The sequence below is a fragment of the Ensifer sp. EB106-05-01-XG146 genome, assembly GCF_058791875.1.
The window spans coordinates 71,804-87,016 of the sequence record NZ_JBYTDX010000003.1 but is presented as its reverse complement, the minus strand read 5'-3'; the positions used below and the strand labels follow the sequence as shown (position 1 = coordinate 87,016).

At 58.3% G+C, this 15,213-nt stretch carries 14 protein-coding genes and 1 pseudogene; 6 read left to right on the top strand and 9 right to left on the bottom strand.

The annotated features are described in order from the left end of the window. Nucleotides 1-44: 44 nt before the first annotated feature. Nucleotides 45-2,186, bottom strand: coding sequence for an alkyl/aryl-sulfatase (locus AC3WVQ_RS28945; RefSeq protein WP_492383355.1), 2,142 nt, complete (start codon nucleotides 2,184-2,186; stop codon nucleotides 45-47). A gap of 185 nt (nucleotides 2,187-2,371) precedes the next feature. On the opposite strand from AC3WVQ_RS28945, the gene AC3WVQ_RS28940 reads away from it, so the two are divergent. Beyond that, nucleotides 2,372-3,196, top strand: a complete 825-nt coding sequence (locus tag AC3WVQ_RS28940; protein ID WP_250807621.1) for a hypothetical protein — start codon at nucleotides 2,372-2,374, stop codon at nucleotides 3,194-3,196. A 728-nt stretch (nucleotides 3,197-3,924) separates the two neighbouring features. On the opposite strand, the gene AC3WVQ_RS28935 is transcribed toward AC3WVQ_RS28940, so the two are convergent. Next, nucleotides 3,925-5,043, bottom strand: coding sequence for a helix-turn-helix transcriptional regulator (locus AC3WVQ_RS28935; protein ID WP_492383354.1), 1,119 nt, complete (start codon nucleotides 5,041-5,043; stop codon nucleotides 3,925-3,927). A gap of 344 nt (nucleotides 5,044-5,387) precedes the next feature. Here AC3WVQ_RS28935 and AC3WVQ_RS28930 point away from each other — a divergent pair, with 344 nt between their 5' ends. The 4 genes from AC3WVQ_RS28930 (at nucleotide 5,388) to AC3WVQ_RS28915 (ending at nucleotide 9,846) form a co-directional block, all read left to right on the top strand. Beyond that, complete coding sequence (locus AC3WVQ_RS28930; protein ID WP_492383353.1) at nucleotides 5,388-6,248, top strand: hypothetical protein; 861 nt, start codon at nucleotides 5,388-5,390, stop codon at nucleotides 6,246-6,248. A 36-nt stretch (nucleotides 6,249-6,284) separates the two neighbouring features. After that, nucleotides 6,285-7,498 (top strand): IS3 family transposase gene (locus AC3WVQ_RS28925; protein ID WP_112977463.1). Its coding sequence is split into 2 segments (ribosomal slippage): nucleotides 6,285-6,621 and nucleotides 6,621-7,498, totalling 1,215 coding nucleotides; the frame shifts between segments, so codons are not numbered across the junction. Nucleotides 7,499-8,122: 624 nt separating this feature from the next. Beyond that, nucleotides 8,123-8,851, top strand: coding sequence for a hypothetical protein (locus tag AC3WVQ_RS28920; RefSeq protein ID WP_492383352.1), 729 nt, complete (start codon nucleotides 8,123-8,125; stop codon nucleotides 8,849-8,851). Beyond that, nucleotides 8,836-9,846: a hypothetical protein gene (locus tag AC3WVQ_RS28915; RefSeq protein ID WP_492383351.1), complete on the top strand. Its 1,011-nt coding sequence runs from the start codon at nucleotides 8,836-8,838 to the stop codon at nucleotides 9,844-9,846. Before AC3WVQ_RS28920 ends, AC3WVQ_RS28915 begins: the two co-directional genes overlap by 16 nt. A gap of 417 nt (nucleotides 9,847-10,263) precedes the next feature. Here the strand turns inward: AC3WVQ_RS28915 and AC3WVQ_RS28910 are convergent. Then, nucleotides 10,264-10,857: pseudogene (locus AC3WVQ_RS28910) on the bottom strand (transposase); the annotation flags it as partial. A 208-nt stretch (nucleotides 10,858-11,065) separates the two neighbouring features. Between AC3WVQ_RS28910 and AC3WVQ_RS28905 the strand changes: the two are divergent. Then, nucleotides 11,066-11,461 (top strand): hypothetical protein, encoded by a 396-nt coding sequence (locus tag AC3WVQ_RS28905; RefSeq protein ID WP_063979551.1) that lies wholly within the window; start codon nucleotides 11,066-11,068, stop codon nucleotides 11,459-11,461. Nucleotides 11,462-11,780: 319 nt separating this feature from the next. On the opposite strand, the gene AC3WVQ_RS28900 is transcribed toward AC3WVQ_RS28905, so the two are convergent. Genes AC3WVQ_RS28900 through AC3WVQ_RS28875 form a run of 6 tightly spaced genes read right to left on the bottom strand, consistent with a single transcriptional unit; the run spans nucleotide 11,781 to nucleotide 15,050 of the window. Continuing rightward, complete coding sequence (locus AC3WVQ_RS28900) at nucleotides 11,781-12,521, bottom strand: alpha/beta hydrolase (RefSeq protein ID WP_492383350.1); 741 nt, start codon at nucleotides 12,519-12,521, stop codon at nucleotides 11,781-11,783. Between the two features lie 24 nt (nucleotides 12,522-12,545). Then, nucleotides 12,546-13,493: a cation:proton antiporter gene (locus AC3WVQ_RS28895; RefSeq protein ID WP_492383349.1), complete on the bottom strand. Its 948-nt coding sequence runs from the start codon at nucleotides 13,491-13,493 to the stop codon at nucleotides 12,546-12,548. An 8-nt stretch (nucleotides 13,494-13,501) separates the two neighbouring features. Then, nucleotides 13,502-13,795 (bottom strand): hypothetical protein, encoded by a 294-nt coding sequence (locus AC3WVQ_RS28890; RefSeq protein WP_492383348.1) that lies wholly within the window; start codon nucleotides 13,793-13,795, stop codon nucleotides 13,502-13,504. Between the two features lie 39 nt (nucleotides 13,796-13,834). Continuing rightward, nucleotides 13,835-14,077, bottom strand: coding sequence for a hypothetical protein (locus AC3WVQ_RS28885; RefSeq protein ID WP_060644969.1), 243 nt, complete (start codon nucleotides 14,075-14,077; stop codon nucleotides 13,835-13,837). Further along, on the bottom strand, nucleotides 14,074-14,874 hold the full coding sequence (gene xth / locus AC3WVQ_RS28880) for an exodeoxyribonuclease III (RefSeq protein ID WP_492383347.1): 801 nt from the start codon (nucleotides 14,872-14,874) through the stop codon (nucleotides 14,074-14,076). The genes AC3WVQ_RS28885 and xth overlap by 4 nt, the downstream gene beginning before the upstream one ends. Beyond that, entirely contained in the window at nucleotides 14,871-15,050 is a 180-nt protein-coding gene (locus tag AC3WVQ_RS28875; protein ID WP_060644967.1) for a hypothetical protein, read from the bottom strand. Before AC3WVQ_RS28875 ends, xth begins: the two co-directional genes overlap by 4 nt. Between the last annotated feature and the right edge of the window lie 163 nt (nucleotides 15,051-15,213).

Here is a 15,213-nt window from a genome sequence, read left to right as displayed (position 1 = left end):
TTAACCTCAGCCCACGCAGCACGCGTGGGGCTGAGACTACATTGTCAACCGCCTGAGGAATCGGCCGGTTCATCCGCCGCAAAGGGGTCCCTCTCCGCTGAAGGCGCGCTTTCGGTTGTTCCCGGGATCAGTTCGAAGTCAGTGGTGAACCTGACTAGAGTGCTCCTCAGCTGGTCGAAGAATTTCCGATCTCCATCAAACTTCGCTTTTCCAGCTGTGAGCAACTCGTCGAACGTCGCTTTTCCGCTCATAACCTGCTCCAGGTCGGAACGATTGAGCGTGAGGGTCAGGTCCGGTTTTTTCGCAAGCTGACCCTTGATGTTGGTGAGCGTCGAATTGCTCATTTCAATTGCGTAGCTCTCACCATTATCCGGCGTGACCAGATTGATCGTGAACTGCATTCCCTCGGCCTTCTTGGAATCCATACTGATGCCAAGGAAATCGAGCCACAGCCCGGTCGACATTCCCCGGATCACGTCGGGACCCGATTTGGGCGATGCGCCCCCGGGCACTCCCGAGCGCAGCTCGTAGGCAGCTGCAAGAAAGCTGTTTCGAACGCTGGGGCTTTCCTTTTGATAGCCGATCTGCTCGTAGACGTCTGCCAGCAGGTCCTTGGCGGCGCGGTTTTCAGGCTCGGCGTAGACGAGCTTGTTGAGGATCTCCATCGCTGCAAGATACTTGCCCTGATCGTACAACTCCTTGCCCTTGGCCATTATTTTGTCGGCGCCCCCCATCATCTCGACATAGAGCGGGGCAGAGTCGCGAGGCGATAGTGGGATGAGCGTAGCGGGATTGGCATCCCAGTAGCCGAGGTAACGGTTGATCACCGCACGGCTGTTATGCTCCTCCGACCCATGGTAGCTGTGGGCTGCCCACTGGTTCTGCAGACTCTTGGGCAGCCTGTAGACGTTGTGAATTTCATTGATCGTCACCCCCTTGTTTGCATGGTGGAGGACATCGTTGTTGAGGTGCGCATAGACGTCGCGCTGTGTGCGCATCACTTCCTGGATGCGGTCGTTGCCCCAACGCGGCCAGCTGTGTGAGGCGAACATCACCTCCGCTTCCTGACCATAGCGATAGAGCGCTGCATTTATATGCTTGGACCATGCCAATGGATTGCGCACCAGCGCACCCCGCAACGTGTAAATGTTGTGGATGGTGCCAGTAATATTCTCCGCGGCCCAGAACGCCTTTATATCTGGAAAGTAAGTGTTCATCTCGGCCGGCGCTTCGGTCCCGGGCGTGTTCTGGAACTCCATCCTCACGCCGTCGATGGTTAATTCCTCGAAATCGTCGGCGATGTATCTGGTGGGTTCAATTAGACCTACGTTGCCGGCGGCCGTGTTCTTGCCGATCGACTGATCGACGTGACCGAATGGGCTGCGAGGCAGCAGAACGCCATACTGGAAGAACATGCGCCGGGTCATAGCATTGCCCGCGTAAACGTTCTCGGCAACCGCATGCTCCATAAACCCAATCGGGGCAAGGATGTGCACCTTGCCGCTCCTGACATTGGCTTCATCGACAACCCCGCGCACGCCACCAAAGTGATCTGCGTGAGAATGCGAGTAGACGACGGCCACGACCGGGCGTGCTCCCAACTTCTCGCTTATGAAATCGAGCGCCGCCTTGGCGGTTTCCTTCGTCGTTAGCGGATCAAAAACGATCCAGCCGGTGTCACCCTTGACGAAGCTGATGTTAGCGAGATCGAAGCCGCGGACCTGGTAGATCTTGTCTGGAACGACTTCATAAAGGCCGTACGCCATGTTTAGGATAGCCTGACGCTGCAGCGAGGGGTGAATGCTGTCGAAATCCTTGCCCTGAAGCAAGAACTCGTAACTTTGCATATCCCAGGCCACATTACCGGCCTCAGCCATGATCTGCTTATAGGGCGGGGCCGCGATGAACCCCTTCTTGGCTTCTTCGAAGTCGCGCTTATCATCGAACGGGAGCGTCTTGCGTTGCCCGTTCTGGAAGTCGATCGTGAATTGCGAGGGCATTTTGCCATTGGGGTGGAAGTGCTTTCCCTCCATTGCGCCGGAATCAGCCAGCACGCTTCCGCCGGCGGCAAGGGCTGATCCGCAACTTCCAATCAGGAGCGCTGTAATCAGCGCAACGACACCAGTATTTCTCCGAACGGCCATTTCGGCTTGGGATGCACGTCTCGAAGCGAATGTAATTCTCATTTCATCCTCCCGTTTGTGCTCATTCGGTCCGTTAACCTACTTTAACTTAAACCTTCTGTGAAGACTGGCGCCAAGAACAAGCAACATACTATGGGGCTACTTATTAGACTAGGTATTGCAATTTCAGAAGTGCGCTTTACTCTCGGCCCCAGCAAGATTCCTTGGGTAGGCGGAGGGACTGCCGGATGCGCTGCTACAAATGCCTCACGTGGACAGTCGCACTGACTGCGAGTTTGCTGGTTGGTTCGCCTGTCGGAGCCGCAGACGTAAACGAGCAGAGCTCTTTACCCGGCGTGGTCTCCGATGATGCCGGATGGACCTTCAGTATCGCTCCCTATTTTTGGGGAGCCAGTCTGAGAGGCGACGTCGGAGTTCGCGGTCGTCAACCCTTCGATGCTGACGTCCCGTTTAGCGACCTTTTCGACAATCTTCGTTTCGGCGGCATGATAGTCGGGGAGGCCCACAACGGGACATGGGGCGTGTTTGCCGACTTGATTTACCTCGACATCCAGGTAGACAAGGCGCTCACGCGCACAATCGCGGGCGTCCCTGTTAGCCTGTCAGGTTCACTGGAAACCACCAGCATGACGGCAACCCTCATGGGCGAGTATCGCGTGCTCGCGGAGCCGACGGCGACCCTCGACTTGATGGCCGGCGCTCGCCTCTGGAGCGTCGACAACGAACTAGACCTCGCCTTGTCAGCGGGCGGACCAACGCTTGCAGCTTTCAGCGGCAGTGACGCGCAAACCTGGGTCGATCCTATGCTCGGCGTAAAGGGACGGGCCGACCTTTCACCATCGTGGCATTTGACCGGGTGGGCCTTGATCGGCGGCTTTGGCGCGGCGTCCGACTTCAGCTGGGATGTGCTTGGAGCAATCGGCTACCAGTGGACGCAGTCTCTGTCGATCGCCGGAGGATATCGGGCAGTCGGCGTGGATTACAGGGGCGACGGCTTCACGTTCGACGTCATCGAGCACGGCCCGATAATCGGAGCAGTGGTCCGGTTCTAGCCTTTGAGCCACTGAGAGTGCCTGAACAGAACGATCAGCCGTGCTATTGGTGGCTCGGAGCTCTTTTAATAGACGTCCTGGCGCGCAACCTGACGGCTGAGCGATCCTTGGATGCGCTCTATGCCCGAAAAATGAGGGGCCACTGTTGATTTCCACGCGCAACCCAGCCTGATGGCCCCATTGGTGCCTGCCCGATCGAGACAAGCCGGGCCAACGGCGCGAAGTGCGGGCGTCCTCGGAAGATCAGCTAAGGCTGGCCAATCGCCGCAGCGCGCTGTTTCAGTCGATACATTATGCAATCATTTTGGCCCAAAGGGTGAACATCACAGCAACAAGGTGCGGATTTCGGTAACTCGGGACAGTCATGTCCGCGACTTACTGAAATCCTTGTCCCGTACTTTCTGAAACCCGCAACAAGGCCTGCAGGGCTCTGGAAGCACAGTTCTGTCCGGCGCGTCCACGCGTCCACGGTTAGGTCTGCAAACGACAGCATTGCGCCCCATTTCGGTCGTTCACACTACACAATCGAGATCTCTAAAGCCGTCGGTCTGCGCCGGGAACGCGCCGCCACCCCCATATTCTGAGGAACTGGGCGTTCCGGACCTGTTTGGACGGAACTGAGGCAAAAGCAACCCTCGCAGCAGCGATCGGGAGCGTACCTCCACTCACCTGCGGGCCGTGCACCCGCCCCCGCCTCCCATTCGATTGAGGAACGGATGCCGTCCCACCTACCGCAATCTCGATAGTAGCAGCATCAACTGGCCTTGCCGCGACGTCTGCGTTTTCTGGAAAATCGATTTCAGCCGCGTCCTCGCGGTTTCGATGGTAATGCCGAGCTGTTCCGCCGCGTCTGCCACGGACTCGCCGAGCAGTAGCCGCCGGCAGAACGCGATTTCGGCCGGTGTTAGGCCCGCCAGGGCTTTCAACGTTGACAAATTGGTGGCGTCCGCAGTCGGCAGCAGCTCGGTGGCGAGGATCAGAACAAGCCGGCGAGGAGGTAGGAGCAATGGCGAGTTGGTGGACGTCGCTACCGCAGGAAGAGCAGTCATCGTTACTTGCCATGCTCCGGAGAGAGTGCGGAAAAACAGGTTCGCCCCCTCAGTCGTCATGCCGCGCGAGAGTTTTTCCAGCGTGGAGCCGAAATGGGCGTCCGCCTCGCTATCCGCGATGAAACACCGGTTGTTGCGGACAATCACCGCGCGCGACGACGAAAACAAATGCTCAGCCAACGCGTTTGCTTCGCGCACCTGTCGATTGCCTTCGATCACGAAGGCTGCGCAACGGCCGCGCTCTACGAGCGCCGCGGCGGTCGTTGCGTCTTCAAGCCGCGCCTGAATAGCGCCAGCGAGGCTGATGGAACGCTCCAGGCCGCTCCGAACCTGCCTCAAGACCTGAGCCGCCGCACGGCCGTACTCCTCGGAAAGGTGAAGCGGGAAGTGCATCACGAACAGGATGGCCTCGCCGCGATTTCCGACAAGCTTTAGACCAACCGCAGCCTCCGCATCTCGCTGAGGGCGCAACCAGTCGTTATAGAATTCCGTCTTCGCGAACAGCCGCGCGGGCGATACCTCTTCAGAGAGGGCGACGAGACCACTCTTGGCCATATTCCAATAGGCCGACCAGGGATTCACATAGGCGAAATGCTCGGCATAGGATCTGGCGAATACGGGATCGACGTTAGCCCAACTCTGGAAATTGAGCCTGCTCTCGGCAAAGTTCATGTTCCACAGGCCTCCGAAGGAGCCTGGGAATGCTTTGCTCAGCGCCGCCGGCACCTCGTCCCAACCCCCGCTGCCAAGTGCAGCCGCATCGATCGCAGCACCGACCTCTTCGGTGATGGCGATCACTCGCTCTTCGTCGTAGTGGCGAATTGGCCGTTGCCCCATGCCCCTCTTGCGTTCTCCCTACCCTTCCCCTCCCGCGGGTCGACTTCTTCGACTGCAACCGCGATGATACGCATGTTAGAGAATTCTTGTAGTCAATCCTATACGCGACGACGGAATCCTAGGAAGATTTGTTCCTACGCCTCTGCCCTGACATCCGTGGATCCGAGAATGCGGGAGCGCAACCAGCGCCACGGTAAGCCTCTTCATCTTAGCCCCATTTGGGAGTCGTCGCATCTTGTGCCGGTCGGTAGTTTCGCTCCAGAGCCAGATGGGGTCCACATGTTCCCTAGGCATCTGATCGACCCTTGGCCGACGCCCATCCTGCTAAGCCAACGGTAGAGTCCAGAATCGAGGCTTCGACTACAGGAGAGAAAAGGAAACGAACGATTTCGGCTTTAGCGTTGCTGATTATCCCGACATCTGTTTTAGCAGGTGATCCATTCGGACAATGGTCGATGAAAGTGCAATGCAGCTACGGCAGCGGGAGCTACCTGTTCAACATTGACGAGAGCGGTGACTTCCAGGGCAGCATAAACGGCAAGATCACGGGCGGCAGGATTTCAGGGGCGAGCGTTCAGTTCAGCACGTCGAACTTCCTGAACTCGGTCAACTACACGGGGACGATCTCAGCGGACGGCAACTCCATGTCGGGTCAATACAGCCAATCGACCTGGAGCCAGCCATGCACATGGAACGCAGTCAAGATCATACGCTATCGCCAGGAGCCGCGAACGTCCGAGAGGGATTATCGCAAGGATGCGCTTCAGGCGATCGAACTTGCCCAGGAAATGGCAAAGATCTGCACCTATGCGGATCAGATGGCTGCTGCGGACCAGCTTCAGAGAGCAGCCTCAGCTTATCGGAGCATCGGCGACCAAAGAAAGCTGACGCAGGTAAACGCCGCGATCACGAAGATAACGAGGGACGGTGGCACTGCCGATCAATGTGCTCGACGCCAAAAATCTGCCAACACTAGAAACAAGATCGCGGCACCCGTTCAGTCAAACAAGAACCCAACAGCACAGCAGTGCAAGGACATAAACAACTGGGCGCTTAAAATGATCAAAGAGCATCCGGACCAAACCAAATTCGCTAAAGAAAGCGTTGAGAAGGTCGGCTGCAAGCCAGTTGAACTGCCCCCACTTTCGACCGGACACTCAGCATAAGCAGGAAGGCTCAAGCACAGGCTTGATGATAGGCTTATGTCTAACGAGTTTCGACAGGTTGACCTGATGATCGGTGACGTCCGGCGGCGGCGCTGGACAACGGAACGCAAACTGCAGATCATCGAGGAGAGCTATGCCCCAGGGGAGACGGTTTCCTCTGCGGCTCGGCGGCATGGAGTTGCGCCAAACCTTCTCTATCGCTGGCGTCGGCTCTTGAGCGAGGGAGGTGCGGTGGCGGTTGACTCCGACGAGCCGGTAATCGGCAATTCTGAGGTGAAGAAGCTGGAAGATCGAGTGCGCGAGCTTGAGCGCATTCTCGGACGCAAGACGCTGGAGAACGAGATTCTTCGCGAAGCCCTTTCCAAAGCCCAGTCAAAAAAACCGATATCGCGGCCGATATTGTTGCCGAAGGGCGGTTCCCGATGAAGGCGGTGGCGGAGGCCTTACACGTGTCGCGTTCTAATCTCTCCGAACGTCTGAAGGGCAAGTCCAAGCCTCGCGGACCCTACCTCAAAGCGGACGATGCCGAGCTGCTGCCTGCCATTCGCAAGCTGGTGGATGCCAGGCCAACTTATGGCTATCGGCGGATCGCTGCCCTTCTCAACAGGCAGCGGCGGGCCGCCGATCAGCCGGTCGTCAACCGCAAGCGGGTCCACCGCATCATGGCCAACCACGCCATGATCCTTGAGAAGCACACCGCCGTGCGCAAGGGCCGCGTCCACGACGGCAAGGTCATGGTGATGCGGTCGAACCTTCGTTGGTGCTCCGATGGCCTGGAGTTCACCTGCTGGAATGGCGAGGTGGTCCGCCTTGCTTTCATCATCGACGCGTTTGATCGAGAGATCATCTCGTGGGCGGCCGTCGCCAATGCCGGGATCTCCGGTTCTGACGTCCGCGATATGATGTTGGAAGCAGTCGAGAAACGCTTCGGTGGCACGCGTGCCCCACATGCCATCGAACATCTGTCCGATAACGGCAGCGCCTACACAGCAAAGGAAACCAGGCTGTTTGCTCAGGCCCTCAATCTGGTCCCTTGCTTCACGCCGGTCGCCAGCCCTCAATCAAACGGTATGTCGGAGGCTTTCGTCAAAACCCTGAAACGCGACTACATACGCATCTCACCCATTCCCGACGCCGACACAGCGCTCCGGAACATCGATGGATGGATCGAGGATTACAACGAAATCCATCCGCATTCAGCGCTGAAAATGGCATCCCCAAGGGAATTCATCAAAGCATTGTCTCAATAGCTGACTTGTCCGGCGAAATGGGGGGCACTCCACCAGTATTCTCCGCCTTGCCGCGGGGGTGCAAGCTGAAAGATCAGCTTAGGTGGCAGCATCAAGGGCTTACCACTGAACAAATCGCACGGGAAAAGCGGCGACTTAATTGCTCTGGCTGAAATCAAGCCTCCGGCCACCGATTGCGAAGGTGCGGGACGCAGCAATTGCCATTCAAGAGTCAGCAGACAGCTTAGGGGGTGGGAATGACGCGCGCGGTATGTATTAAATGCGGCGAACAGAAATCGGGCTGCTGGACGAAGTGCCCTGCATGCGGGCACACACCCCATGGGGAGACGGAACTGGCCGACTCTCTCTGCATGTCGGACCAAATTCTAGATGACGAAGAGGGTCTTGAGGGGGTTGCCGAGTACATTAGGGAGCACAACGCGGTGCCTGTATTTCCCGCAGCTTACCGGTATGCACTATCAACGATACGCAAAGGCCAGGCGAGTTTGGTTAAGCGAGGTTTATTGCCGGAGGATCCAGACAGTTTCATCAGCGTCATTCCCCGTCGAGAAATTCTATCTTGATAAGGCGGGACTTGACGACGTCGCTGACCACGTCGGGAAATACGGGCGGAGGGATCTAAGAATGGATCGAACCGCGAAGGTTTGCTGCGTGCTGGTCGTCGTCCTATCGACACAGATCGCCATAGCGGCGGTCCTGCGACCTGATCTGTTGCAGCCTGTAAAAGCACTTTGGCGCGACAGCGCCCGACAGGCTGTCCAATCCGAGCAACAGCACGTGGTCTTCAAAGGTTGCTTCCCGGTTAGTGGGGCCAGCACCATATCTCTCGACGCTCCTTTGGTTCTCAATGCCCCAACTTCAGATGGGGAAATCACCCTGCCGGCCGGTAGCTCCTATGCTATTGCGACATACGAAATCGAAAACGACCAACTTCACCTTGGCTTCTATCGGGACGACGAGCGGACAGCCCTGACAATAGCGCGCGACCAGTTCTGGGCAGTACGTTTCTGCGACGGCTATTGTCGCGAACTTAAGCCAATCCAAGGACGCAACCCGCTCAGAGATGTATCGCCTTGCGGCTGGGCTGATCGCCAAGAAGCGGCCCAACGCCTGTTGGCACTAGCGTTCTCATCCCTGCAGAAAGGCGACGACACCTTGGCGCAATTTCAGTTCCAGTATGGCTTGAAGCTGAACCCGCTTTCCGCGGAAGGATGGTTCTACTACGGCGAGGCAAATCGGTCATCGGCAATATGGGACTGGGAGCCCTACCGATATGCTTTGGAACTCGGATTGCCGGCTGATCTCGAGCAGCTAGCGCGAACACGCATGAGCGAGAGATGGACACAAAACTGATCCGGCACCCGAAAAGCGCTCTGCTGTGCTTAATGACAAGTCTTCTGCTCTGGGCGTTGGCGGTGTCAGCGCTGGCGTCCGTCGAAGCCTTTGAAAGGGCGCGAACGAAAATCGAAGCCCTCTTCCCGGGCGTCACCTTTTTCGCACGTTGGGAATACGCGCGAGATGAATGCGGTTCGGGTAATTATCTCAATCGGGATGTCACCGTTGATGAGGGATCAGAAACGCTAAGATACTGGTTCTATTACTGCGGAAAGGAGGAGGGTGTTGAACTCGTTCCGATGGCGTCTGCACCTTCATCCAACGTCGACGAAGATCTGGAGCTGAACGAATACGCGCGCGAGGCGTTCGAAATTACCTACAGTGCCGACGTGAGTACCCAGGCGCTCAGCGCCTATCACCGCGCCCTCAACAAACTTATCGAACCAGTCGCGCCATCCGGAACGATAAAGCAAACGGACTACTCCGAAGAGCGGAACCCGTTCGTAGCGCCCGAAACCCTGGAGAACAAGGACGCCATAAAAGAGTGTCGGGCGAACACTGCGGCGGCGATCAATGAAATTGATGCCCGCATCGGAGAATTGCACCAGTCGATGCCGACATGGGGTGAAGGACCTCAGGTAGATGTCGGGAGTTGCGCTTCGCGGCTGCGCAAGCTCGAAGGCAACTTTCTGTGCTGCAGGACCTTCTCCAATTACGCCGCTACGTGGGAGGAAATCAGCTGCCTCAGCCTGAAGAAATTCTACTTACGTAAGAGCTGCTCGTGCCAAGGCGGCTCCTATTCTACCAACGAGGCATTGCAAGACAGCGTTTTGGAACGATACGCTGCGGTGAAGCTGTTGCGAACCCAGGCTCTTAAGAAAGGTATCAAAAATCCACTAATTCGGCAGTATGTGAAGGACGCAAGTGCCGCCGTCGACTGCATCTCGGATAGCTCGCTTGCGAAGCTCAATAGGATCGAGGCTGAGCTGGGATACGCAGTCTCTTTGGAGTGAGTTTGTGACGCGCCTCGACCATGAGGTGTGTGACCAGCAGGCTCCCCCTTACCTCCCCAGCCGCGCCAGCGACCGGGCAATGTCGATGATGTCGTCCCCTGATGCGGTCGGGTCCTCCTCACATGAGGAGTATGGCGTCAACGGTGATCAAGGGGGCATATCGATCTCCTCGTTTCGAATCCAAGGTCTGAGTCCGATGCTTTACTGGCTCGACCTGCGAGCCTGTACAAACTCACATACGGTCGCCGCTCCAGGCGGCTGCACCACGATCCCGCTTGCGGCGGGCAAGGGCTCAGGAGAACGGGACCAACCTTGTTCCCGGCTGGTAAAGCCATGAAGACTCACGGTCCGTTCGCCTGGATCCGTCAGGGCTGATCCGACCCTGGGGATTGAAAGAGCTTTGCAGTTGAACTGTCGTCAGCCGGCGGGCTTTAGGACTGCCCCGTCGATGACGATACCGGCATTTACATACTTCCATAAAGCGACCAGTAGCTTGCGGGCGAGCGCCACGATCATGGTCTTCTTGAATCGTCCGCTATTCTGTTTCACGCGCTCCTTAAACCAGCACGATAGCCTGGAGTCCGGCTGATAGCGCAGCCATAACCAGGCAAGCTCAACCATCGCCGTTCGCAGCCGTGGATTACCCGCCTTCGAGACGCCCTGCTCCCGATTGATCGCACCACTCTGCCAAGGTGACGGCGCCAGCCCCGCGTAGGCGGCAACCTGACGGCGGTTGTCAAAATGCCGGAACAAGCCCTCAGAATGAAGGACGGCCGCAAACTCCGCGCCAACGCCCCTGATGCCGACGAGCGCCTTTAGCGGCGCCGGCAAACTCGTCGTCTGCTCGGCGATAGGCGCATCCCGTTCAGCCTCTACTGCCTTGACCTGCTCCAGCACCAACTCGAGACGATCGAGTTCTCGGGAGATTTGCGCCTTAATGTGCGTGGGGACTGCACGGCCGTCGCCCGTGCGCAGCCCTTGCAGACGCGATCGCCGATCACGGCGCAAAGGCGCTGAGATTGTCATCAGGTCACTAGAAATCAAGCGGCTGCAGCAAGGAGAGACAGCGCCCTCAGTCGGTGACCGCTCGCTCCATCGCACCGGGTGATACCTGGCTTCCGGGCGGATCGGGCGCTCTACAGCGGACGTGACGCGAAGCGTGCGGACGGAACATTCAACCGGGCCGGCGGTTATGGCAGGTGAGCGCGAGGAATATCCTATGAGCACCTACAAGGACGAACGCGGCGATAGAGTTTCGAGTGTGGAGACCCAGAAGGTCGTGGAGACTACGCCCGTGCAAGCCCGGCAGGGTTTGCTTGGGAGGCCAGTGTTGATGGTGCTGATAGGCAGTCTTGTTCTTGCCGTCATCGCCTGGGCTATTGCGGGGCTTTATGGCGAAGCTGTCGACAACGACGCCGCCACCGGATCGAACCAGGCCACGACGACCGATACGAAGGCCAGGGTGACACCGACCGAGCAGAAGGTCATCGACAACACCCCTCCCGCCGGGGAAGCCCAGCAGACCGCGCCCACGGACCGCGATCCCACGGCGGAATCCGGAACCGGCGGCGATTCGCAATCGGTGGCCCCGACTGGGACCGAGAAGACGCAGTGAAAATGACGGGCCGAAACCGGAAATATTCCGTTAGATCCTATCGATAATGTTAGCGCATGAGGCTGCACATTCCCGGAGCGCGGAGCGCCGCGGGCGATATTTCCGCTTGAGTTTGGGATCTTCGTTCTGCTCCGCTGGTTCCATCTAGCCATTCTGCCATAGCGACGCCAGATTAGCCTGGCACGCCACGAAACGCCCCCTAGAGGCGGCCGCTCACCAGAGACCTGGATTATGAGCGCGAGGCGGGAGGATCTCACGCATGAACGGCTTGATCTCGGAACCGCCGCGGCCAGACTTCCGTCTCTCCGACGCCGATAAGTTATCGGCTGAAGCGGCCGCGCAGGAAGTCAGCGGCCTCCTTGGCCTCCTCGGCGGAGATCGTGTGACCGACTTCCGGGAAGAGCTTATACGTGACATCGAATCCGGCCGCGGGGGGAATTGTCCTATCAGCCCCGCCATGCATTAGAAGGATCGGCGTGGCTCTCGAAGAGGATGTCGGGGGCAGCGGCAATATTCCCGCGAAACTCACGAGTGCTCCAATCTTCCATCGACCGGAGGCGACGCTGTCGAGAGCCATAATCGCGCCTTGGGAAACGGCGACGAATGCGACGTTCTTCAAATCGTTCTCGAAGCCTTGCCTTTCAACGATCTCGGAAACGAGGTCATCGAATGCCCGCCGTGCCGCCGCGATACGCTCCGGCCGCATGACGTCGTTATCGACGGCAAACCATTGCCGACCACCCGATCTGGTTGGAAACGGCGCGTCAGGGTATGCGAAAACCGTGTTGGGTAGAGTGGACTTCCAGGAACCGCCCAGACCGCCCATCTGCGTGCCTCTTGCTCCGATACCGTGAAAGAAGATCACCAGATGACGAGGACGGTCTGCCTTGCGGTTTGCATCGCGCGAGCTCACGACGCTTTCGACATACTGGACGGTTGAGTTCGGGTTGTCGGATGAAGTCGACTTCAAAGCGATCCGATGCGGCCACGCCGAAGCTTCGGCGTCCAGTGAAATTGCGATGGCGGCTAACAGGACAGCGAGCCCGACGAGGGCGGACAATAGCGCAAGTGTCCCATGGCGTCATCATGACGGCTCCCCACTGGACGAAGGCCCTCTTCTGTCGATCCAGCGCATCGTCGGAGTTACGGTTATGCCGTGGACCACGATTGAAGCCAGCACGATCAGTACTACCGTAGCCCAGATTGTCTCGAATCCATCGAACTCCGCCTGTCCCGTTGCGTAGGCAAGGTAGTAGATCGATCCGAGGCCTCTGATCCCAAAGACTGCGATCACCGCGGTTTCTCCTGGCGAATGCCCCGACCCGACCAGGCACAGCCAGCCGATAAGAGGTCGGACCAACAGGAGCGCGAGCACCGCAACGACGCCTACGCGCCAGTCGACGGCAGCCAAGAGCTTGCCGCTAACGGCGACCGATCCAAGGCATACCAAAAGTACCATCATCAGCAACCGTTCAATTTGTTCGGCGAAATCGTGAAGCTGCTCGTGGAAGTCGTTGTCCCGCTCGCTCGCCCGGAACGCCACGGCCGCGAGAAACACGGCGACAAAGCCGTATCCGCCGACGAGCTGGGTAAGCCCGTAAGTAACGAACGTCATGCCAAGAGCGACAAACCCGTCCTGCGTTTTCGCAAGTCCGCCGCCACGCATTCGAAACGAAAGAACTCCAAACAGTTTGCCCAGCCCCCAACCTAAAGCGGTGCCCGCACCGAGCCGCCATGCGACGTCGAGCGCGGCCCAGTGTGCAAGGACGTCAGTCCCCTCCTTCGCTGCCAGTGCAATGGCAACGGCAAGGTGAACGAACGGAAATGCAAGCCCGTCGTTCAGGCCCGCCTCCGACGTCAGGGCGAAACGAACCTCGTCCTCCTCTCCTGACCGCGGCGGTCCGACCTGGACGTCGCTGGCGAGCACGGGATCTGTCGGCGCGAGCGAGGCTCCAAACAGGAGCGCCGACGCAAGGCCGAGACCCAGTATCCAAAACCCGAGGAAAGCGAGTGCGGCAATGGTCAGAGGCATCGCTAAACCTAGAAGACGCCAGGTTGTCCCCCAGCGCTGCCAACCGAAGGGTGGTCAAGTTTCAGCCCCGCCCCCATCAACGCGACGATGACGACAATCTCGGTCATCCGTTCGGTGAACTCCCGATTTTCCAGAGGATTGAAGCGCGGCAGCAGGGGAAAGGGAGACAAGGCCAACAGCGTGCCGATGGCGAGACAGGCTATCGGGAGCGAGAGAGGAAGACGCCGGAACGCCATCGGCAACCACGCCGTCAGGAGGACAACGAAGCCGAGGACCGTCAGCGTAACGATGTAGGCGTCCATTCATCCTGCTTTCTGCTGGAGCCCGAAGACGCGATAGCCTCAATCTTTCCCTGAAATGGCACTTGGCCAGTCGTTTGACGGCTCGTCGAGGATACCGCAAGAACTGTCTTCAGCCGGATCGGGATCACGCGCGAGCGCGTCACGGAGGCCTGGGAGCTGATCGCGGATGGCGTCGAAGATGTCTTCCTGTCGGACACCTTCGACTACGAACGTATCAATGAGTTCTTCCAGCTTCAGCCTGAGGTCATCCTTCCATTCCCTGGAGTGCGTATGGTTGGTCATTTTCTCCTCCTTCTTTTCGGCATGTCATCTGCGAGTTCGATCCAAACCGGGGCATGGTCGCTGGTGTGTTCCCAGCCTCGGACGTCCTTATCGACGCCCGCCTTGACGAGCCTTTCGGCAACCCCGGGACTGAGAAGGAAATGGTCAATCCTCAAGCCTGCATCCCGGCCGTATGCATTCCGGAAATAGTCCCAGAACGTATAAACCCGCTTCCCCGGGTTCAGATGGCGAAGTGCGTCAGTCCACCCCCGTTCGACGAGTTCCCGGTATGCATCGCGAACCTCTACCCGGAACAACGCGTCATCCACCCATCGCTCGGGCTTGTAGACATCCAGTTCGGTAGGCATGACGTTGTAGTCGCCGGCAAGAACGACGGGGACTTTCAGGGCGAGCAGTTCGTCAGCATACTCCGCCAGGCGCTTGAACCAGGCGAGCTTGTAGTCGAATTTTGGCCCTGGGTAGGGATTGCCGTTCGGCAAGTAGAGACAGCCAATCACCATGCCGTCGATAGCCGCTTCGACGTAGCGGCTATGCAAATCGTCGGGGTCTCCGGCAAGTCCCCTACGGATAAGTAGCGGTTCGCGACCTTTTTCGAGGATTGCTACCCCGTTCCAACCTTTCTGACCGTGCCAGATGGCACCGTAGCCTGCCGCCTCAATAGCTTTGGCGGGGAATTTGGCGTCAGGGGCCTTCAACTCCTGTAAACACACGACGTCAGGCGAGGCCCGTTCAAGCCAACTCAACAGCACTTCCAGGCGGCCGTTGACACCGTTGACGTTGTAAGTCGCGATTTTCACTTGGACTCATGATCGCCCTTGTCGCCCTCCCCGGGTTTTGCGTCGTGTTTCGCCTTTTGGCGTTTGTCAGCGGACAAGGATCGACTCACATCCACTGATTCTTTGAACTTGCCGTCTTCGTCCCGCCGGACGTAGCGCTTGTCGGTTCCGGTATCGATCAGTTCTCTCTTTGACATGCGTGCCTCCCTGGTTGTCGATGGAAACGCACGGAAAGAGGAAAAGTTACAGCCCGACCGCGTTGGGTGTAACGGCAAACTCGGGTTCATCTCGACGCGTTCAGGCCTGTGTATCCCCGGCCTCGCTCTCAACTACCTCTCGACCTTTCCAGCCCCGCTCCGA

What these genes read in the sequence shown, in the direction of transcription:
- AC3WVQ_RS28945 (WP_492383355.1), bottom strand. Translation starts at nt 2,186, where the DNA reads ATGAGAATTACATTCGCTTCGAGACGTGCATCCCAAGCCGAAATGGCC.
- AC3WVQ_RS28940 (WP_250807621.1), top strand. Translation starts at nt 2,372, where the DNA reads ATGCGCTGCTACAAATGCCTCACGTGGACAGTCGCACTGACTGCGAGT.
- AC3WVQ_RS28920 (WP_492383352.1), top strand. Translation starts at nt 8,123, where the DNA reads ATGGATCGAACCGCGAAGGTTTGCTGCGTGCTGGTCGTCGTCCTATCG.
- AC3WVQ_RS28915 (WP_492383351.1), top strand. Translation starts at nt 8,836, where the DNA reads ATGGACACAAAACTGATCCGGCACCCGAAAAGCGCTCTGCTGTGCTTA.
- AC3WVQ_RS28905 (WP_063979551.1), top strand. Translation starts at nt 11,066, where the DNA reads ATGAGCACCTACAAGGACGAACGCGGCGATAGAGTTTCGAGTGTGGAG.
- AC3WVQ_RS28895 (WP_492383349.1), bottom strand. Translation starts at nt 13,493, where the DNA reads ATGCCTCTGACCATTGCCGCACTCGCTTTCCTCGGGTTTTGGATACTG.
- AC3WVQ_RS28890 (WP_492383348.1), bottom strand. Translation starts at nt 13,795, where the DNA reads ATGGACGCCTACATCGTTACGCTGACGGTCCTCGGCTTCGTTGTCCTC.
- AC3WVQ_RS28885 (WP_060644969.1), bottom strand. Translation starts at nt 14,077, where the DNA reads ATGACCAACCATACGCACTCCAGGGAATGGAAGGATGACCTCAGGCTG.
- AC3WVQ_RS28875 (WP_060644967.1), bottom strand. Translation starts at nt 15,050, where the DNA reads ATGTCAAAGAGAGAACTGATCGATACCGGAACCGACAAGCGCTACGTC.